This window comes from Hominimerdicola intestinalis (assembly GCF_054655215.1).
This window is the reverse complement of the sequence record NZ_BAAHNZ010000002.1, coordinates 341,131-354,291: the sequence shown is the minus strand read 5'-3', so window position 1 is coordinate 354,291 and position 13,161 is coordinate 341,131. Positions and strand designations below refer to the sequence as shown.

10 protein-coding genes and 2 tRNA genes are annotated in these 13,161 nt (G+C 43.9%); 9 read left to right on the top strand and 3 right to left on the bottom strand.

Annotated features, from left to right (window positions below):
- The first annotated feature begins 106 nt into the window (after positions 1–106).
- From ACYQ0H_RS04055 to ACYQ0H_RS04030, 6 genes are all read left to right on the top strand, one after another.
- Positions 107–183 (top strand) — tRNA-Pro (locus ACYQ0H_RS04055).
- A gap of 87 nt (positions 184–270) precedes the next feature.
- A tRNA-Arg gene (locus ACYQ0H_RS04050) sits at positions 271–345 on the top strand.
- A 611-nt stretch (positions 346–956) separates the two neighbouring features.
- Positions 957–2,018 (top strand): serine hydrolase, encoded by a 1,062-nt coding sequence (locus ACYQ0H_RS04045; RefSeq protein ID WP_459811560.1) that lies wholly within the window; start codon positions 957–959, stop codon positions 2,016–2,018.
- Between the two features lie 13 nt (positions 2,019–2,031).
- Positions 2,032–3,483, top strand: a complete 1,452-nt coding sequence (locus ACYQ0H_RS04040) for a glycoside hydrolase family 26 protein (protein WP_459811558.1) — start codon at positions 2,032–2,034, stop codon at positions 3,481–3,483.
- A 150-nt stretch (positions 3,484–3,633) separates the two neighbouring features.
- Positions 3,634–4,587 (top strand): cation diffusion facilitator family transporter, encoded by a 954-nt coding sequence (locus ACYQ0H_RS04035; protein ID WP_459811557.1) that lies wholly within the window; start codon positions 3,634–3,636, stop codon positions 4,585–4,587.
- Positions 4,547–4,897, top strand: a complete 351-nt coding sequence (locus tag ACYQ0H_RS04030) for an arsenate reductase family protein (RefSeq protein ID WP_459811556.1) — start codon at positions 4,547–4,549, stop codon at positions 4,895–4,897. The genes ACYQ0H_RS04035 and ACYQ0H_RS04030 overlap by 41 nt, the downstream gene beginning before the upstream one ends.
- Positions 4,898–4,899: 2 nt before the next feature.
- Here the strand turns inward: ACYQ0H_RS04030 and ACYQ0H_RS04025 are convergent, their stop codons facing one another.
- Positions 4,900–6,450: an alpha-amylase family glycosyl hydrolase gene (locus ACYQ0H_RS04025; RefSeq protein ID WP_459811555.1), complete on the bottom strand. Its 1,551-nt coding sequence runs from the start codon at positions 6,448–6,450 to the stop codon at positions 4,900–4,902.
- Positions 6,451–6,677: 227 nt separating this feature from the next.
- Between ACYQ0H_RS04025 and ACYQ0H_RS04020 the strand changes: the two genes are divergently transcribed.
- The 3 genes from ACYQ0H_RS04020 to ACYQ0H_RS04010 are packed head-to-tail and all read left to right on the top strand — an operon-like array spanning position 6,678 to position 11,322.
- A complete protein-coding gene (locus tag ACYQ0H_RS04020; protein WP_459811554.1) occupies positions 6,678–7,187 on the top strand; it encodes a MarR family winged helix-turn-helix transcriptional regulator in 510 nt (169 codons plus the stop codon).
- The gene (locus tag ACYQ0H_RS04015) at positions 7,171–9,474 is read left to right on the top strand and encodes an ABC transporter ATP-binding protein (protein ID WP_459811553.1); all 2,304 of its coding nucleotides are present in this window, start codon (positions 7,171–7,173) and stop codon (positions 9,472–9,474) included. Before ACYQ0H_RS04020 ends, ACYQ0H_RS04015 begins: the two co-directional genes overlap by 17 nt.
- Complete coding sequence (locus tag ACYQ0H_RS04010; RefSeq protein ID WP_459811552.1) at positions 9,475–11,322, top strand: ABC transporter ATP-binding protein; 1,848 nt, start codon at positions 9,475–9,477, stop codon at positions 11,320–11,322.
- Positions 11,323–11,432: 110 nt separating this feature from the next.
- On the opposite strand, the gene ACYQ0H_RS04005 is transcribed toward ACYQ0H_RS04010, so the two are convergent.
- Both ACYQ0H_RS04005 and ACYQ0H_RS04000 read right to left on the bottom strand, forming a co-directional pair.
- On the bottom strand, positions 11,433–12,344 hold the full coding sequence (locus ACYQ0H_RS04005) for a dihydroorotate dehydrogenase (RefSeq protein ID WP_459811551.1): 912 nt from the start codon (positions 12,342–12,344) through the stop codon (positions 11,433–11,435).
- Positions 12,337–13,107, bottom strand: coding sequence for a dihydroorotate dehydrogenase electron transfer subunit (locus tag ACYQ0H_RS04000; RefSeq protein WP_459811550.1), 771 nt, complete (start codon positions 13,105–13,107; stop codon positions 12,337–12,339). Before ACYQ0H_RS04000 ends, ACYQ0H_RS04005 begins: the two co-directional genes overlap by 8 nt.
- Between the last annotated feature and the right edge of the window lie 54 nt (positions 13,108–13,161).

Below are 13,161 nucleotides of genomic sequence, written 5' to 3'. Positions count from 1 at the left end.
TTATTTATCAGACCAGTTTATTAATCATGACGCTGCAATTAACAAATTTATAACATAAAACCACTTGACAATCTTTCTGAAATCGTATATAATATTTTAGTGGAATCGGGGTGTGGCGCAGATTGGTAGCGCGCTACCTTGGGGTGGTAGAGGCCGTGGGTTCAAGTCCCGTCACTCCGACCATTAAGGGGCTGATACAAGTCAAGATTCTCCTGCGTCCGCAAGGTATGCAGGAGACGGTATTGGCTTTCTGAATGCATAAAATTAAATGCCCCTATAGTTAAATGGATATAACAAGCCCCTCCTAAGGGCTAGTTGTAGGTTCGATTCCTACTAGGGGTGCCAGTTGGTTACTTAGGTGTTTAAATAAAAATTATAAACAAGAGTGTATCCGTGAGTGATGCACTCTTTTTTTAACTGTATACCAGTTTACTGTATTTTGTTTATGCCTATCTCTTTAAATTAACTGTAAGATCACAATTCGGCTTCTTTCAGAACATCATGAGCGGTAAAATTCTTTGATTCAAGCTCAATTACGGTTTCTCCCGTACCTTCATATTTTAGAACGGCATTTTTCCAGTCGGAAGGTATCTCATATGTAAACTGGACTGCGCAGCTGTCCCACGGTTCAACGTATATGTATTTAAAATCATCATATCCCCTAGGCAGATTTATAAGGCGTTCTTCTTGATTTTTATTTTCAGTTTTCCCATTTTAATTAGTTTTACTTTTATTAAAATACCCTGATTGAATAATAGCATATAATTTATCTTGTATAAACATTTTTAGACAATTTAAGCAAATTTCTTTACATTATATGATATTACGTCAGTTGTGTATTTTTGTTATATAAAACCTCATAAAAGCTTGACTTTATACGGTCATTATGTTATTATATATTAAAATATGATATGCTAAGGGGTTTGAAAAATAATCAGTATACAGAGGTCGTTTTTATGAGAAAATCAGTGCTGTTTGCAGCTGCGCTATACTTCGCTGCATTTCTTATCGGGTGTACAAACGAAGCTGGCAGCTCAGCTGTAAAAGCGGATTCGTCTGTTGCAATGAAAACGGTTACATCGGAAAGCGAAAGTATACCCGCCGACTTATCCGCTCCCGAGGACAGCCTGTCTGAGGAAAGACCGGCGGTAACTGCTGCGGTAACTATATACGAAGGCGAACCGGAGGAAATTTCTCAGGATATGCTTAATAGCCACAGCGTTTCTGTTTCAGGTTTTTCTAAGGTAAAGTCCAATGAAAAGCTGGAGGAGTGCTTCAGCAGGCTAGATGAAATATGCGGAAGTTTCGGATATTCCATCGCTTTTTCGTATGAAAATATTGAAACCGGCGCTCAGGTAAACTATAATTCTATGAAGCAGTTTATGACATGCAGTACTATTAAGGCTCCGTATGTAAAAAGCATTCTGGCAAGCGGCATAGATCTTGACGAAAAAATAGTTAAGGATAAAAACTGGCCGGGTGATATTGTCGGGGAGGACTATATAGCCTCTACGGCTATGGGTACTGAGTTTACGGCGAAGGAACTGATAGAAGCGGCGATACAGCGTTCTGACAATACGGCGTATTATCTTCTTGAACAGCATTACGGCTGGAATGTATTCAATGATCTTCAGTATAGGCTGGGTTCTTACTACTATGTAGGAGCTGACTGGATATTTACCTATGCCACAACTTCGGATATGCTTAAATCTTACAGAGATATTTATGAGTTCGGAGAAGAAAGCGAGCTTGGGGAATGGCTTACCGACCTGATGACTGATACCGACCTTAACGAACAGATAGGAAAAAAGCTGTCTGGGAAATATAAAGTATCTCAGAAATACGGCTCCGAGTTTAACGAGTCCGTATATAATGACTGCGCTGTAGTTTATGCTCAGTCACCGTTTGTGCTCTGTATTTATTCCAATCAGTACCCTGAAACTGAAAAGAGCAATCAGGTCTTTATAGACCTTGCTGATATATTTGACGAGATAAATTCATTGATCTATTATAATTAGGAGGACGAAAAAAATGAGCGAATTAAAAGCGTATTCCGTTCATATGGGAAAAGCAAAATGCGCCGTTGACTTAGGCGACGGCTCGGAAAGGGGAGAATATGTTAATCAGGACTATATTCTTCATAAGCTTGGCAGACCTCACAGAAGTATTTCTCTGATGTACTGCTATTATCCGCTTGACAAGGAATGGCCCGGCAGGATCTCGGAGGTTATGAAGGACGCTGATATTTCTTTTCAGTGGGACTATCCCTATGACGATTATTTTACCTATAAGGGAGGACTTAACGGAACGACCGACGACGAGCCTTTCACTTATATGAGAGATGTGCGCCGTCACGGACAGGACGTTACTCTTACTCTTACTATTGATCCGAATGTTTCTGATGAACACCTTATTGCTATTGCCAATGACCTCAGGCCTTTCGGCAGGCTTCTTCTCAGAGTAAACCATGAGGCAACCGGAAATTGGTTCTCATTTACAAAGAGAACAGGGGAGGCAGGTTATCAGGGAGTTGCGGATTTCTACTGCCGCTTCAATAAAATACTGAAGGAGTACGCTCCAAACGTTTCGACTATTTTGTGTATCGGCGGTATTGAAGATCCTAACGAAACCGAGATCATAATGGAAAAGGAATTTTCTCAGGCGGTAAAGGAAACGGATATCTGGTCGGTAGATAAATATATGGCGCTTCATTGGGGCTGGCCCTTTGATGTTGCACTCAAGGATTCTGTGAACAGGTCGTTTAAGAGAGATACCGTTGAGAATACCTATAAGCTTACAAAAATGTCCTACAACAGATTCAAGGAAATCAACGGCGGTGTTGCGAAGCCAATGGTAATGAGCGAGTTCAACGCCGACGGTGACGTTACCGGCGCATACGATCAGGCTGTTATGGTCAGGGAATTCTGCGAAATGCTCAAAAACGATCCCGAGGATTGGTTCAGCGGCTTCACATTCTATCAGTTCCGTGACAGGGGACGTCTTGGCCTTGAAATTGAAGATCCCAACTATTCCGACTGCGGTATCGAGCAGCCTGTTATGCAGACCTATAAGGAAATTATCCACGACGATTTCTTTAAGCCTGCAATGACTAAGGGCGATGAGCTTTCATTCCCTGTAACTCTTCGCTGGGGCGGAGCGGAGGACGCTGAGGGAATCGAGATCCCGCTTCATTTTGAAAAGAATCCGCATTTCTGCGAGGTAACCTTTGATAATGATTCTAATATAATGATGGAGATAAACGGAAAGTGGTTCTATAAATCTCCGGAGGCCAGAACTATCGACCTTATGAGTGCTTTCTTTGAAAAGCCGCTTGAAGGTGAATGCGACCTGACGCTCAGACTGTTCGCTCCTCCTGCAAGCGGAGAAAACGATCTATCGGCGGCTGACGGACTTTATAATGCTTATACTACTATAGAAAAACTGCCCGAAATAAGAATAGATTTTGAGCCTGTAGAGCCGTAATAAAGCAATGATGGATTAACCAAAACAAAAACATCTTCATATAGTATACTAATAACAGGAAGCGGAGAGATCTATTCTCTTGCTTCCTGTCTTGGTATACAGTAAATTGGTTACCGTCTGCTAATTAAATGGGGCAAGGAGTATGGGGTTATGAGAAATAAAAAATCTTCAGAGCTTGCAATCGCTATGCGGGTATCGTTTGTAAGTATAGCTGTGAACATTGCATTGTCTGCGGGAAAGCTTATTGCAGGAATAGTCGGCAGGTCAGGGGCAATGATCTCCGTCGCGGTTCATTCGGCTTCGGACGTTTTTTCTACTGTCGTGGTAATAATCGGAGTCAGGCTGGCAGATAAAAAAGCCGATGAGGAGCATCCATACGGTCATGAACGGCTTGAAAGCGCAGCGGCTATAATACTTGCCGCCGTGCTTATGGCTACAGGTTTATGCATAGGATATACAGGCCTGAAAAGTATATTCGGCGGAGGGTATGACAGTTTAGCCGTTCCTACCGTTCTTCCGCTTATTGCGGCGGCTGTTTCGATAGCTGTTAAGGAGTGGATGTATTGGTATACAAGAGCCGCGGCAAAGAAAATAAATTCTGATGCCTTAATGGCTGACGCCTGGCATCACCGCTCGGACAGTCTATCGTCAGTGGGAAGCCTGATAGGTATAGCCGGTGCAAGGCTCGCTTTTCCTATTCTGGATCCGATCGCCGGAGTTGTGATCTGCCTGTTTATTATAAAATCGGCGTATAATATCTTCCGCGATGCTATGGATAAGATGGTTGATAAATCCTGCGATAAGGCGTTGGTTGACAAAATGAGAAAAGAGATCAGCGCTCAGCCGGACGTTATACGTCTTGACGAAATAAAGACCCGTCTTTTCGGTTCGAGAATTTATGTGGATATAGAAATTGCCGCCGACGCTTCCGCTACATTAAAAAAGGCGCATGAGATAGCTACAGAAGTTCATAATATTATTGAGGAAAAGTTTCCGTCGGTAAAGCATTGTATGGTTCATGTTAATCCATGTGATAAAGCTGAATATGAAAGGAATGATAAAAATGCTGTTTGTAAACTACCCGAAATGCACCACCTGCATTAAAGCAAGAAAATATCTCGAGTCTAAAGCTTTGGACTTTGAAAGCAGGCATATCAAGGAGGACAGACCCTCCTATGACGAGCTTAAAGAGTGGCATAAAAAAAGCGGACTTGAGCTTAAAAGGTTTTTTAATACCAGCGGAACTCTTTATAAATCAATGAACTTGAAAGAAAAACTCCCCGCCATGACTGACGAGGAGAAGCTAAAGCTTTTATCTACCGACGGAATGCTCGTAAAGCGTCCGATACTTGTCCTTAAAGACAAAGTCCTCGTAGGCTTTAAGCAGTCGGAATGGGACGAGGTTCTGAAATAGCGTTATTTTGTTTTAATTAAAAATGCACTGCACGGAGGTACGGAGATCTTTCCTGCCTCCGTGTTTATTTCTCCGCCTGTTTTAAAGAGTACATCTCCGTCAATACATATTCCAATGGAGCATTCGGCAGCTTTACCCAGCGGATTTATTACTGCGAAGATCTCTTCATTATCGTCGAAGCGGCGGTAGATAAGCGGATATTTATCTTTTTCGGCGTATATAAATTCAAATCCGCCGAAATTCTGCATAGCGCTGTGAGTTTGTCTTACAGCTATAAGCTCACTGACCGTATTAAGCAGAGAATCCTTATCTGCCAATGAGGAAAGTACGTCAGGGCGGTCGGGAGACGGATCGAGAGGGATAAGAGTTTTCTGACAGGCAGAGAAGCCAGCGTTAAGCGTCTTATCCCACTGCATAGGAGTACGGGATCCTGTCCTCCCGAAGCCTCCCTCTACTGAGGTAAGACCTTCGACATAGTTCATTCCGATCTCATCTCCGTAATATACGAACGGCGCTCCGCACATTGAAAGCAGAAAAGCGAAACATACCTTCAGATCGTCAGTATCCCGGTAACGTGCGATTCTGTCCATATCATGATTTGAGGAGGGAATGCAAATAAGTCCTCTGCCGTCTGCCGAATCGTAGAACTTCTGATATTCATTGCGGAAAACAGAAATATCTCCTCCTGATTTTGAGAAAAACGGCTTTTCGCTTCTGAAAAGAGAGGTATAGCACATAGGTCCGAAATGCAGAAGAAAATCCATATGAAAGCCGCCGGCAATAGATTTTTCAGGTTCGCCCCATTCTGAGATCATTGCGCAGTGAGGGTATTTTTCATCAAGGAACTGTCTGAAATCCTGCCAAAGTTTTATATTTTCACTTCCGTCAGGATCGTTCTTTACAAGGCTTCCTGCCATATCTACTCTGAACCCGTCGCAGCCCATATCCAGCCAGAAGGACATGACGTCCTTTATCGCCGCTCTTGCTGCCATCGGTGCTTTGTCATTGGGAGCCTGCATATAATCTCTGGTTCGGTCGGCATAGCCGTAGTTTAGCGCAGGCTGAGTTGAAAAAAAGTTTACGCCTGCCGAACCGTCGCGGTCTGAGATACCTCTGATACAGGGTATCCCTTCGGTGCTTTCCCAGATCGAGTTTGTCCAGATATATCTGTCGGTAAATTCGTTCCGTTCGGGCTTCATTGACTGCCTGAACCATTCATGCTCAGCTGAGGTATGCCCGGGAACAAGGTCAAGAATAATATGCATATCTCTTTTATGCACTTCGTCTATCAGCTGTTTCATATCTTCGTTAGTGCCGTACCTCGGAGCGATTTTTTTATAGTCGCGTACATCATAGCCGGCATCTGTAAACGGCGAATCAAAGCAGGGATTAAGCCACACTGCATTAAAGCCAAGCGTTTTGATATAGTCAAGCTTTTGGATGATCCCCCTCAGATCTCCTATTCCGTCGCCGTTAGAGTCCTTGAACGACTGAGGATATATTTCATAGAATACGGCATTATTGAGCCAGCCGGGAAGCTTATTTGTTTTCATAGCAGTTCTCCTTTGCAAGCTGTAATTTAATATGTTCATATTTTACTACCGTTTATGGTTATATTAAAGCAAAATCTTTGATTATTGTTTATATTATTTGTGAATGTTTGCAGTTGACTGTACGGCTGAAAAATGCTATACTGTATAAATAGTTAACTAGGTTAAATATAAACCAAGTTAACAATGTGAAAGTCTTGTGAAAAGGTTGTGAAAGGGAGGTTTTGGATGTGGACGACTCCGTAGCGCGCAGGTTTATGGAGCTTCATCACAAAATGAAATCCGTAAGCTTCAGTATACTTCTGAATAATGATTTTAATCAAAGCGAGTTTGCAACGCTTATGGTGATGTCGCATATTCTTGGCGACTGCGGCAAGGATCCGGTCGGCAGAAGCGTATCAATGAACAGTCTGACAAAGGAGCTTAGGGTCTCGCCGGCAATGATCTCAAAAACTGTGGGAAGTCTTGAAAACAGGGGCTTGGTCGAAAGGATTATAGATAAATCTGATCGGCGGGGTGTAAGGGTCTGCTTTACCCCAAAAGGCTTCGAGCTGTTTGAAGCAAATAAGGAAAATACCAAAAGGTTTATGTTTAAGGTATTTGAAGAAATGGGGGAGGAGAACCTCAGTACATTTTTTGACCTTAACGAACGACTTTGCAGTATAATCCTCAGGCGGCTGCAGGAATATAAAAATAATAATCTTAACGAAGGAGAACAGAAACATGGGCAAAATACTTAAATACTTGAAGAAGTATTGGCTGTGGATAGTGACCGCACTGTGTCTGCTTGTTGTTCAGGCATACTGCGACCTTTCGCTTCCCTCTTATACCTCTGAACTGGTAGATACCGGAATAATGCAGCAGGGTGTAGAAAGCCTTGCGCCCAAGGCGATAAGCCGGGGGTCAATGCAGACTCTTCAGATGTTTATGACCGATGAAGAAAAGGAACTTGTAAACGGCAGCTACAGCCTTGAAAAAGGTATAAGCGAAAGCGATCTGCCGTATAAAAGCGGCGCTTCAGAAGCTGAACTTTACGTTCTGAAGTCTGATCTTGACAATGAGTCTTTAGAATCTCTTGATAAGGCGTTCGGTATGCCTATGATGTCGCTGTCAGGTGCAATGCAGATGCCTGACGAAGCTGTTGCAGCAATGCTTACTCAGGGAGATCCGCAGGGTGCGTCACTGGATCAGATTGCTCAGTCTATGGGAATAGAGGTCAAAGAGGGACAGAAGGTCAATATGCTGACCTTTATAGCATCAGGCAAAGTAAGCGCGGCAGATTTCAGAAGCTCAATAGAGGAAAAGTATGCCGACCTGTCGGATATGATCGTTGAGCAGACGGGAAAGGCGTTTGTTATCGGCGAGTATACCTCTCTCGGAGTTGATCTTGATCAGCTTGAAAAGGATTATTTATTTGTAACAGGCGGAAAAATGCTTGCAATGGCGCTTATAATAATGCTTGTATCAATGGCTGTGTGCTATATTGCGGCTAAGATCGGTGCAGGGGTAGGTCTTGATCTGAGAATAGGCGTATTTAAAAAGGTAGTCAAATTTTCAAGCGCTGAAATGGATAAGTTTTCTACAGCAAGTCTTATTACCCGTTCGACAAATGATATTCAGCAGATTCAGATGGTTGCGGTAATGCTGATAAGAATGATAGCGTACGCTCCTATTATAGGAATAGGAGGAATTATCAAGGTACTCAACACAAATGCCCATATGACCTGGATAATCGGTCTTGCGGTCGCAGTAATACTGGTTCTGGTAGGGATCCTAATGAAGGTCGCAATGCCTAAATTTAAGATCATGCAGAAAAAGGTTGACAATCTTAACCTTGTAATGAGAGAGATCCTTACGGGATTGCCTGTAATAAGAGCCTTTTCAAGGGAAAAATATGAGGAGCAGCGTTTTGACGGAGCAAACAAGGATCTGACTAAAACAATGCTGTTTACGAATAGGGTAATGACGTTTATGATGCCGGCTATGATGTTTATTATGAACGGCGTTTCGGTACTGATTATCTGGGTAGCCTCAAAGCAGATAGACTTAGGAAATCTTCAGGTAGGAGGAATGACTGCTTTTATAACCTATACAATGCAGATAGTTATGGCATTCCTTATGATCACAATGATTTCGGTAATGCTTCCCCGTGCGGCGGTATCAGCTGAGAGAATCGATGAGATACTTACTACCGAGCCGTCCGTCAAGGACATAGAAACTGCGACTCAGGACAGAGTGGAAAATGGACTGGTTGAATTCAGGCATGTCAATTTCAGATATCCGGGAGCCGACGAGGACGTTCTTTATGATATAGATTTCACAGCAAAACCGGGAGAGACCACAGCGATTATAGGAAGTACGGGAAGCGGAAAATCTACTCTCATCAATCTTATACCCAGGTTTTATGATATTACCGGCGGCGAGCTGCTTATCGACGGTAAGGATATAAGATCCTATACCCAGCATAATCTCAGAGAAAGCATAGGCTTTGTTCCGCAGAAGGGAGTGCTTTTCTCAGGCGATATAGACAGCAACCTGCGTTTCGGATGTCAGGACGCTCCTGAAAGCCGAATAATTATGGCTTCTGAGATAGCTCAGGCTTCGGACTTTATAGCTACAATGCCCGATAAATACAGCTCCCATATCGCTCAGGGCGGTTCAAACGTATCTGGAGGACAGAAGCAGCGTCTTTCTATTGCCAGAGCGATTGCAAAGGATCCCAATATATATATCTTTGATGATTCCTTCTCGGCTCTTGACTATAAGACCGACGTAAAGCTCAGAAAAGCGCTGTCAGAAAGGGTTAAGGACAAAACGGTAATAATCGTAGCACAGAGAATAGTAACTATCCTGAATGCAGATAAGATAATCGTGCTTGATGAAGGAAGGATCGCAGGGATCGGAACTCATATACAGCTTCTGTGCAGCTGCGAGGTATACAGGCAGATAGTAAAGTCGCAGCTTTCCGAAAAGGAATACAGCGAGCAGCTTGAGGCCGCGGGATATACGGAAAAGGAGGAGTATTAAATGTCTGAAATGAAAAGACAGCCGCCGAGGAGGCGAGGCCCTATGGGTCACGGTCCTATGATGGCGGGGGAAAAGCCTAAGGATTTTAAAGGCTCGTCCTCTAAGCTTATAAAATATATGGCGCAGTTTAAATTCAGGATATTGGCCGTAATAATATTTGCAATAGGCGGAACGGTATTTAATATTCTCGGTCCAAAAATCCTCGGACGCGCAACAAATGAGCTTTTCGACGGACTTGTCGCTAAGATAGAGGGTATCGGCGGTATAAATTTTGATAAGATCGCAAGGATACTGCTTATCCTCCTTGGACTTTACTGCCTGTCAGCTGTGCTTCAGTTTATTCAGGGTTGGATAATGACGGGGGTTTCTCAGAAAATATCCTATAAAATGAGAAAGGATATAAGCGAGAAGATGAGCCGTCTGCCGATGAACTACTTTGATACGAAAACTCACGGAGAAGTACTTTCAAGAGTAACAAACGACGTGGATATGCTTTCTCAGAGCCTTAATCAGTCTATTACTCAGCTTATCACATCAATAACGCTCATTATAGGGATCCTTATAATGATGCTGTCTATAAGTCCGGCTATGACGGTAATCGCACTGGTTATCTTGCCGGTTTCCGCCGTACTTGTCGGAATAGTAGTTAAGAAATCCCAGAAATACTTTCAGCAGCAGCAGGAATACCTTGGTCATGTAAACGGTCAGGTAGAAGAGGTATACGGCGGTCATACGGTAATCAAGGCGTTCAACCGTGAGGAAGCCGCCGCTGAGGAGTTTGACAAGGCAAACCATATTTTGTATAACTCCGCATGGAAATCTCAGTTTATTTCCGGTATCATGATGCCTATAATGCAGTTCGTAGGCAATCTCGGCTATGTCGGAGTAGCGGTATACGGCGCCTTTCTGGTAATGAAAGGTTCTATTGGCGTCGGAGATATTCAGGCGTTTATCCAGTATGTAAGACAGTTTACACAGCCTATCCAGCAGATGGCGCAGGTTTCAAGTATGCTGCAGACTACAGCGGCTGCTGCTGAAAGGATATTTGAGTTCCTGGAAGAGCCGGAGGAGCGGCAGAAGGCCGAAAATCACGCTCCCGTTTCGATAGACGACGTAAAGGGCGATGTAGAATTTGAGAATGTAAGATTCGGATATGACCCCGAAAAGATAATAATCAACGATTTCTCCGCAGATGTAAAGCAGGGTCAGAAGATAGCTATAGTAGGCCCTACCGGAGCAGGAAAAACCACAATGGTAAAGCTGCTTATGAGATTTTACGATCTTAACGGAGGGAAGATCAAGGTCGACGGCTACGATATCAGGGATTTTGACAGAAGCGAGTTGAGAGAAGCTTTCGGAATGGTGCTTCAGGATACATGGCTGTTTAAGGGTACTATTATGGAGAATATCCGCTACGGCAGACTTGACGCAACCGACGAGGAGGTTATTGCGGCAGCGAAAGCGGCGCACGTTCATCACTTTATTCAGACACTTCCCGGCGGCTATAATATGGAGCTTAATGAAGAAGCCTCCAACGTTTCTCAGGGTCAGAAGCAGCTGCTTACTATTGCCAGAGCTATTCTAGCCGATAATAAGATACTAATCCTTGATGAAGCGACCTCATCTGTAGATACAAGGACCGAAATAAGGATACAGAAGGCTATGGATAATCTGATGGAGGGCAGGACCAGCTTTATAATAGCTCACAGGCTTTCTACTATACGCGACGCAGACCTTATTCTCGTAATGAAGGATGGAGATATAATAGAGCAGGGAAATCATCAGCAGCTTATTGAGCAAAACGGTTTCTATGCCGAGCTTTATAACTCTCAGTTTGAAGCGTCATAGAAAAATTATATACAAAAACACCGGACAGTTCAAATCTGCCCGGTGTTTTTATATATTTATTAAGGTTTCGGCGGATTTTAAGCAGCAATGTTCCGTAAATATGCCCGCTGCTACCAAGGTCTGACCGTTCCAACGATCTCGGTGATGCTTTTTACTCCGTTATCATTGCACCATTTGTTCATTCCGTCGATTATTTCAATCGGTGCGTACGGGTTTGAGAAAATCGCCGCACCTACCTGGACAGCGCTTGCTCCCGCCATCATCATTTCAACAGCGTCCTCATAGCCGGCAATTCCGCCCATTCCGACAACGGGAATGCTTACGGCATTTGCAACCTGCCATACCATTCTTACCGCAACGGGGAATACCGCAGGTCCAGACAGTCCGCCGACATTGTTTTTAAGAATAGGTCTGCGGGTTTTGATGTCGATTCTCATGCCCAGCAGAGTGTTTATAAGCGAAACAGCGTCCGCTCCGTTAGCCTCAACAGATTTTGCAATGTCTACAATACTTGTTACATTTGGCGAAAGCTTGACCATAAGAGGCTTTTCTGAAGCGTCCCTTACCGCCTTTGTTACCTGACCTGCAACGGTGCAGTCGGTTCCAAAGGCTGCGCCGCCCTGCTTTACGTTAGGGCAGGAAATGTTAAGCTCGATCATATCGACAGCCGTGCCGTTGAGCATTGCCGCCAGCTCGGCGCATTCCTCGATTGTAGAGCCTGCGATATTTGCAACGATTCTTGTATCCTTTGTAACAAGATTAGGAAGCTCATATTTAAGAAATTTTTCCACGCCGCCGTTTTGAAGTCCTACGGAATTGAGCATTCCCGAGGGAGTTTCGGCAATTCTCGGTCCCGGATTTCCCTGACGTTCATGAAGAGTCGTACCTTTTACCGAGATACCGCCAAGCCTTGAAAGGGGATAAAATTTTTCATATTCACGTCCGTAGCCGAACGCTCCGCTTGCAGGGATTACAGGGTTTTTAAACTCTACACCTGCAACGTTGACTCTCAGATCAGCCATTGAGATCTACCTCCTTGCTGTCAAAAACCGGGCCGTCCTTGCAGACGTGCGAGTAGATATCTTTGCCGTTTTTTACGGTTCTGCATACGCAGCCAAGACACGCACCCACGCCGCAAGCCATTCGCTGTTCAAGCGAAACCTGCGTTTCAATGCCGTATTTTTCAGCTATGTCAACGATACCTTTAAGCATCGGCATAGGACCGCAGGCATAAATAATATCCGGCTTTTTAGATTCAAGACAGGTCTTTAGAGCCTCGGTAACAAAGCCGTGAATACCTGCTGAGCCGTCGTCTGTGCAGAGAATAGTTTCAGCTCCGAGCGTCTTGAAATCGTCCTGCAAAATTGCAATTGAGGAGGTTCTGAAGCCGCTGATAACGGTGGCGTTTTCGCCGTAAGCCTTAGCAATTCCCACCATAGGAGGAGTGCCGATCCCTCCGCCTATGCAGACAGCTGTACCGCCCTCGATAACCTTAAAGCCCTTGCCTAAAGGAGCGATAATATCAATCAGATCTCCCTTGTTCAGCTCGGAAATTTTCTCAGTTCCGTGGCCTCTTACTTCAAAAACAAAGCGGATAGTTCCGTTTATCTTATCAATATCGCATATAGAAATAGGTCTGCGCAGGAAAAATCCCTCGGCAGTGATCTGTGCAAACTGACCTGCCTCAGCGTCAGCCGCAATTTCAGGACATTTAACCGTCAGGTCGAAAACTCCTTTTGCAATGGCGGCTTTTTCAACAATCGGATATTTGCCTTGTCTGTACATTATATCATTCCTTCCATATATGATTTACTTTTATGTCTGATGTTGTGTTATTAA

What these genes read in the sequence shown, in the direction of transcription:
- ACYQ0H_RS04045 (WP_459811560.1), top strand. Translation starts at nt 957, where the DNA reads ATGAGAAAATCAGTGCTGTTTGCAGCTGCGCTATACTTCGCTGCATTT.
- ACYQ0H_RS04040 (WP_459811558.1), top strand. Translation starts at nt 2,032, where the DNA reads ATGAGCGAATTAAAAGCGTATTCCGTTCATATGGGAAAAGCAAAATGC.
- ACYQ0H_RS04035 (WP_459811557.1), top strand. Translation starts at nt 3,634, where the DNA reads ATGAGAAATAAAAAATCTTCAGAGCTTGCAATCGCTATGCGGGTATCG.
- ACYQ0H_RS04030 (WP_459811556.1), top strand. Translation starts at nt 4,547, where the DNA reads ATGCTGTTTGTAAACTACCCGAAATGCACCACCTGCATTAAAGCAAGA.
- ACYQ0H_RS04025 (WP_459811555.1), bottom strand. Translation starts at nt 6,450, where the DNA reads ATGAAAACAAATAAGCTTCCCGGCTGGCTCAATAATGCCGTATTCTAT.
- ACYQ0H_RS04015 (WP_459811553.1), top strand. Translation starts at nt 7,171, where the DNA reads ATGGGCAAAATACTTAAATACTTGAAGAAGTATTGGCTGTGGATAGTG.
- ACYQ0H_RS04010 (WP_459811552.1), top strand. Translation starts at nt 9,475, where the DNA reads ATGTCTGAAATGAAAAGACAGCCGCCGAGGAGGCGAGGCCCTATGGGT.
- ACYQ0H_RS04005 (WP_459811551.1), bottom strand. Translation starts at nt 12,344, where the DNA reads ATGGCTGATCTGAGAGTCAACGTTGCAGGTGTAGAGTTTAAAAACCCT.
- ACYQ0H_RS04000 (WP_459811550.1), bottom strand. Translation starts at nt 13,107, where the DNA reads ATGTACAGACAAGGCAAATATCCGATTGTTGAAAAAGCCGCCATTGCA.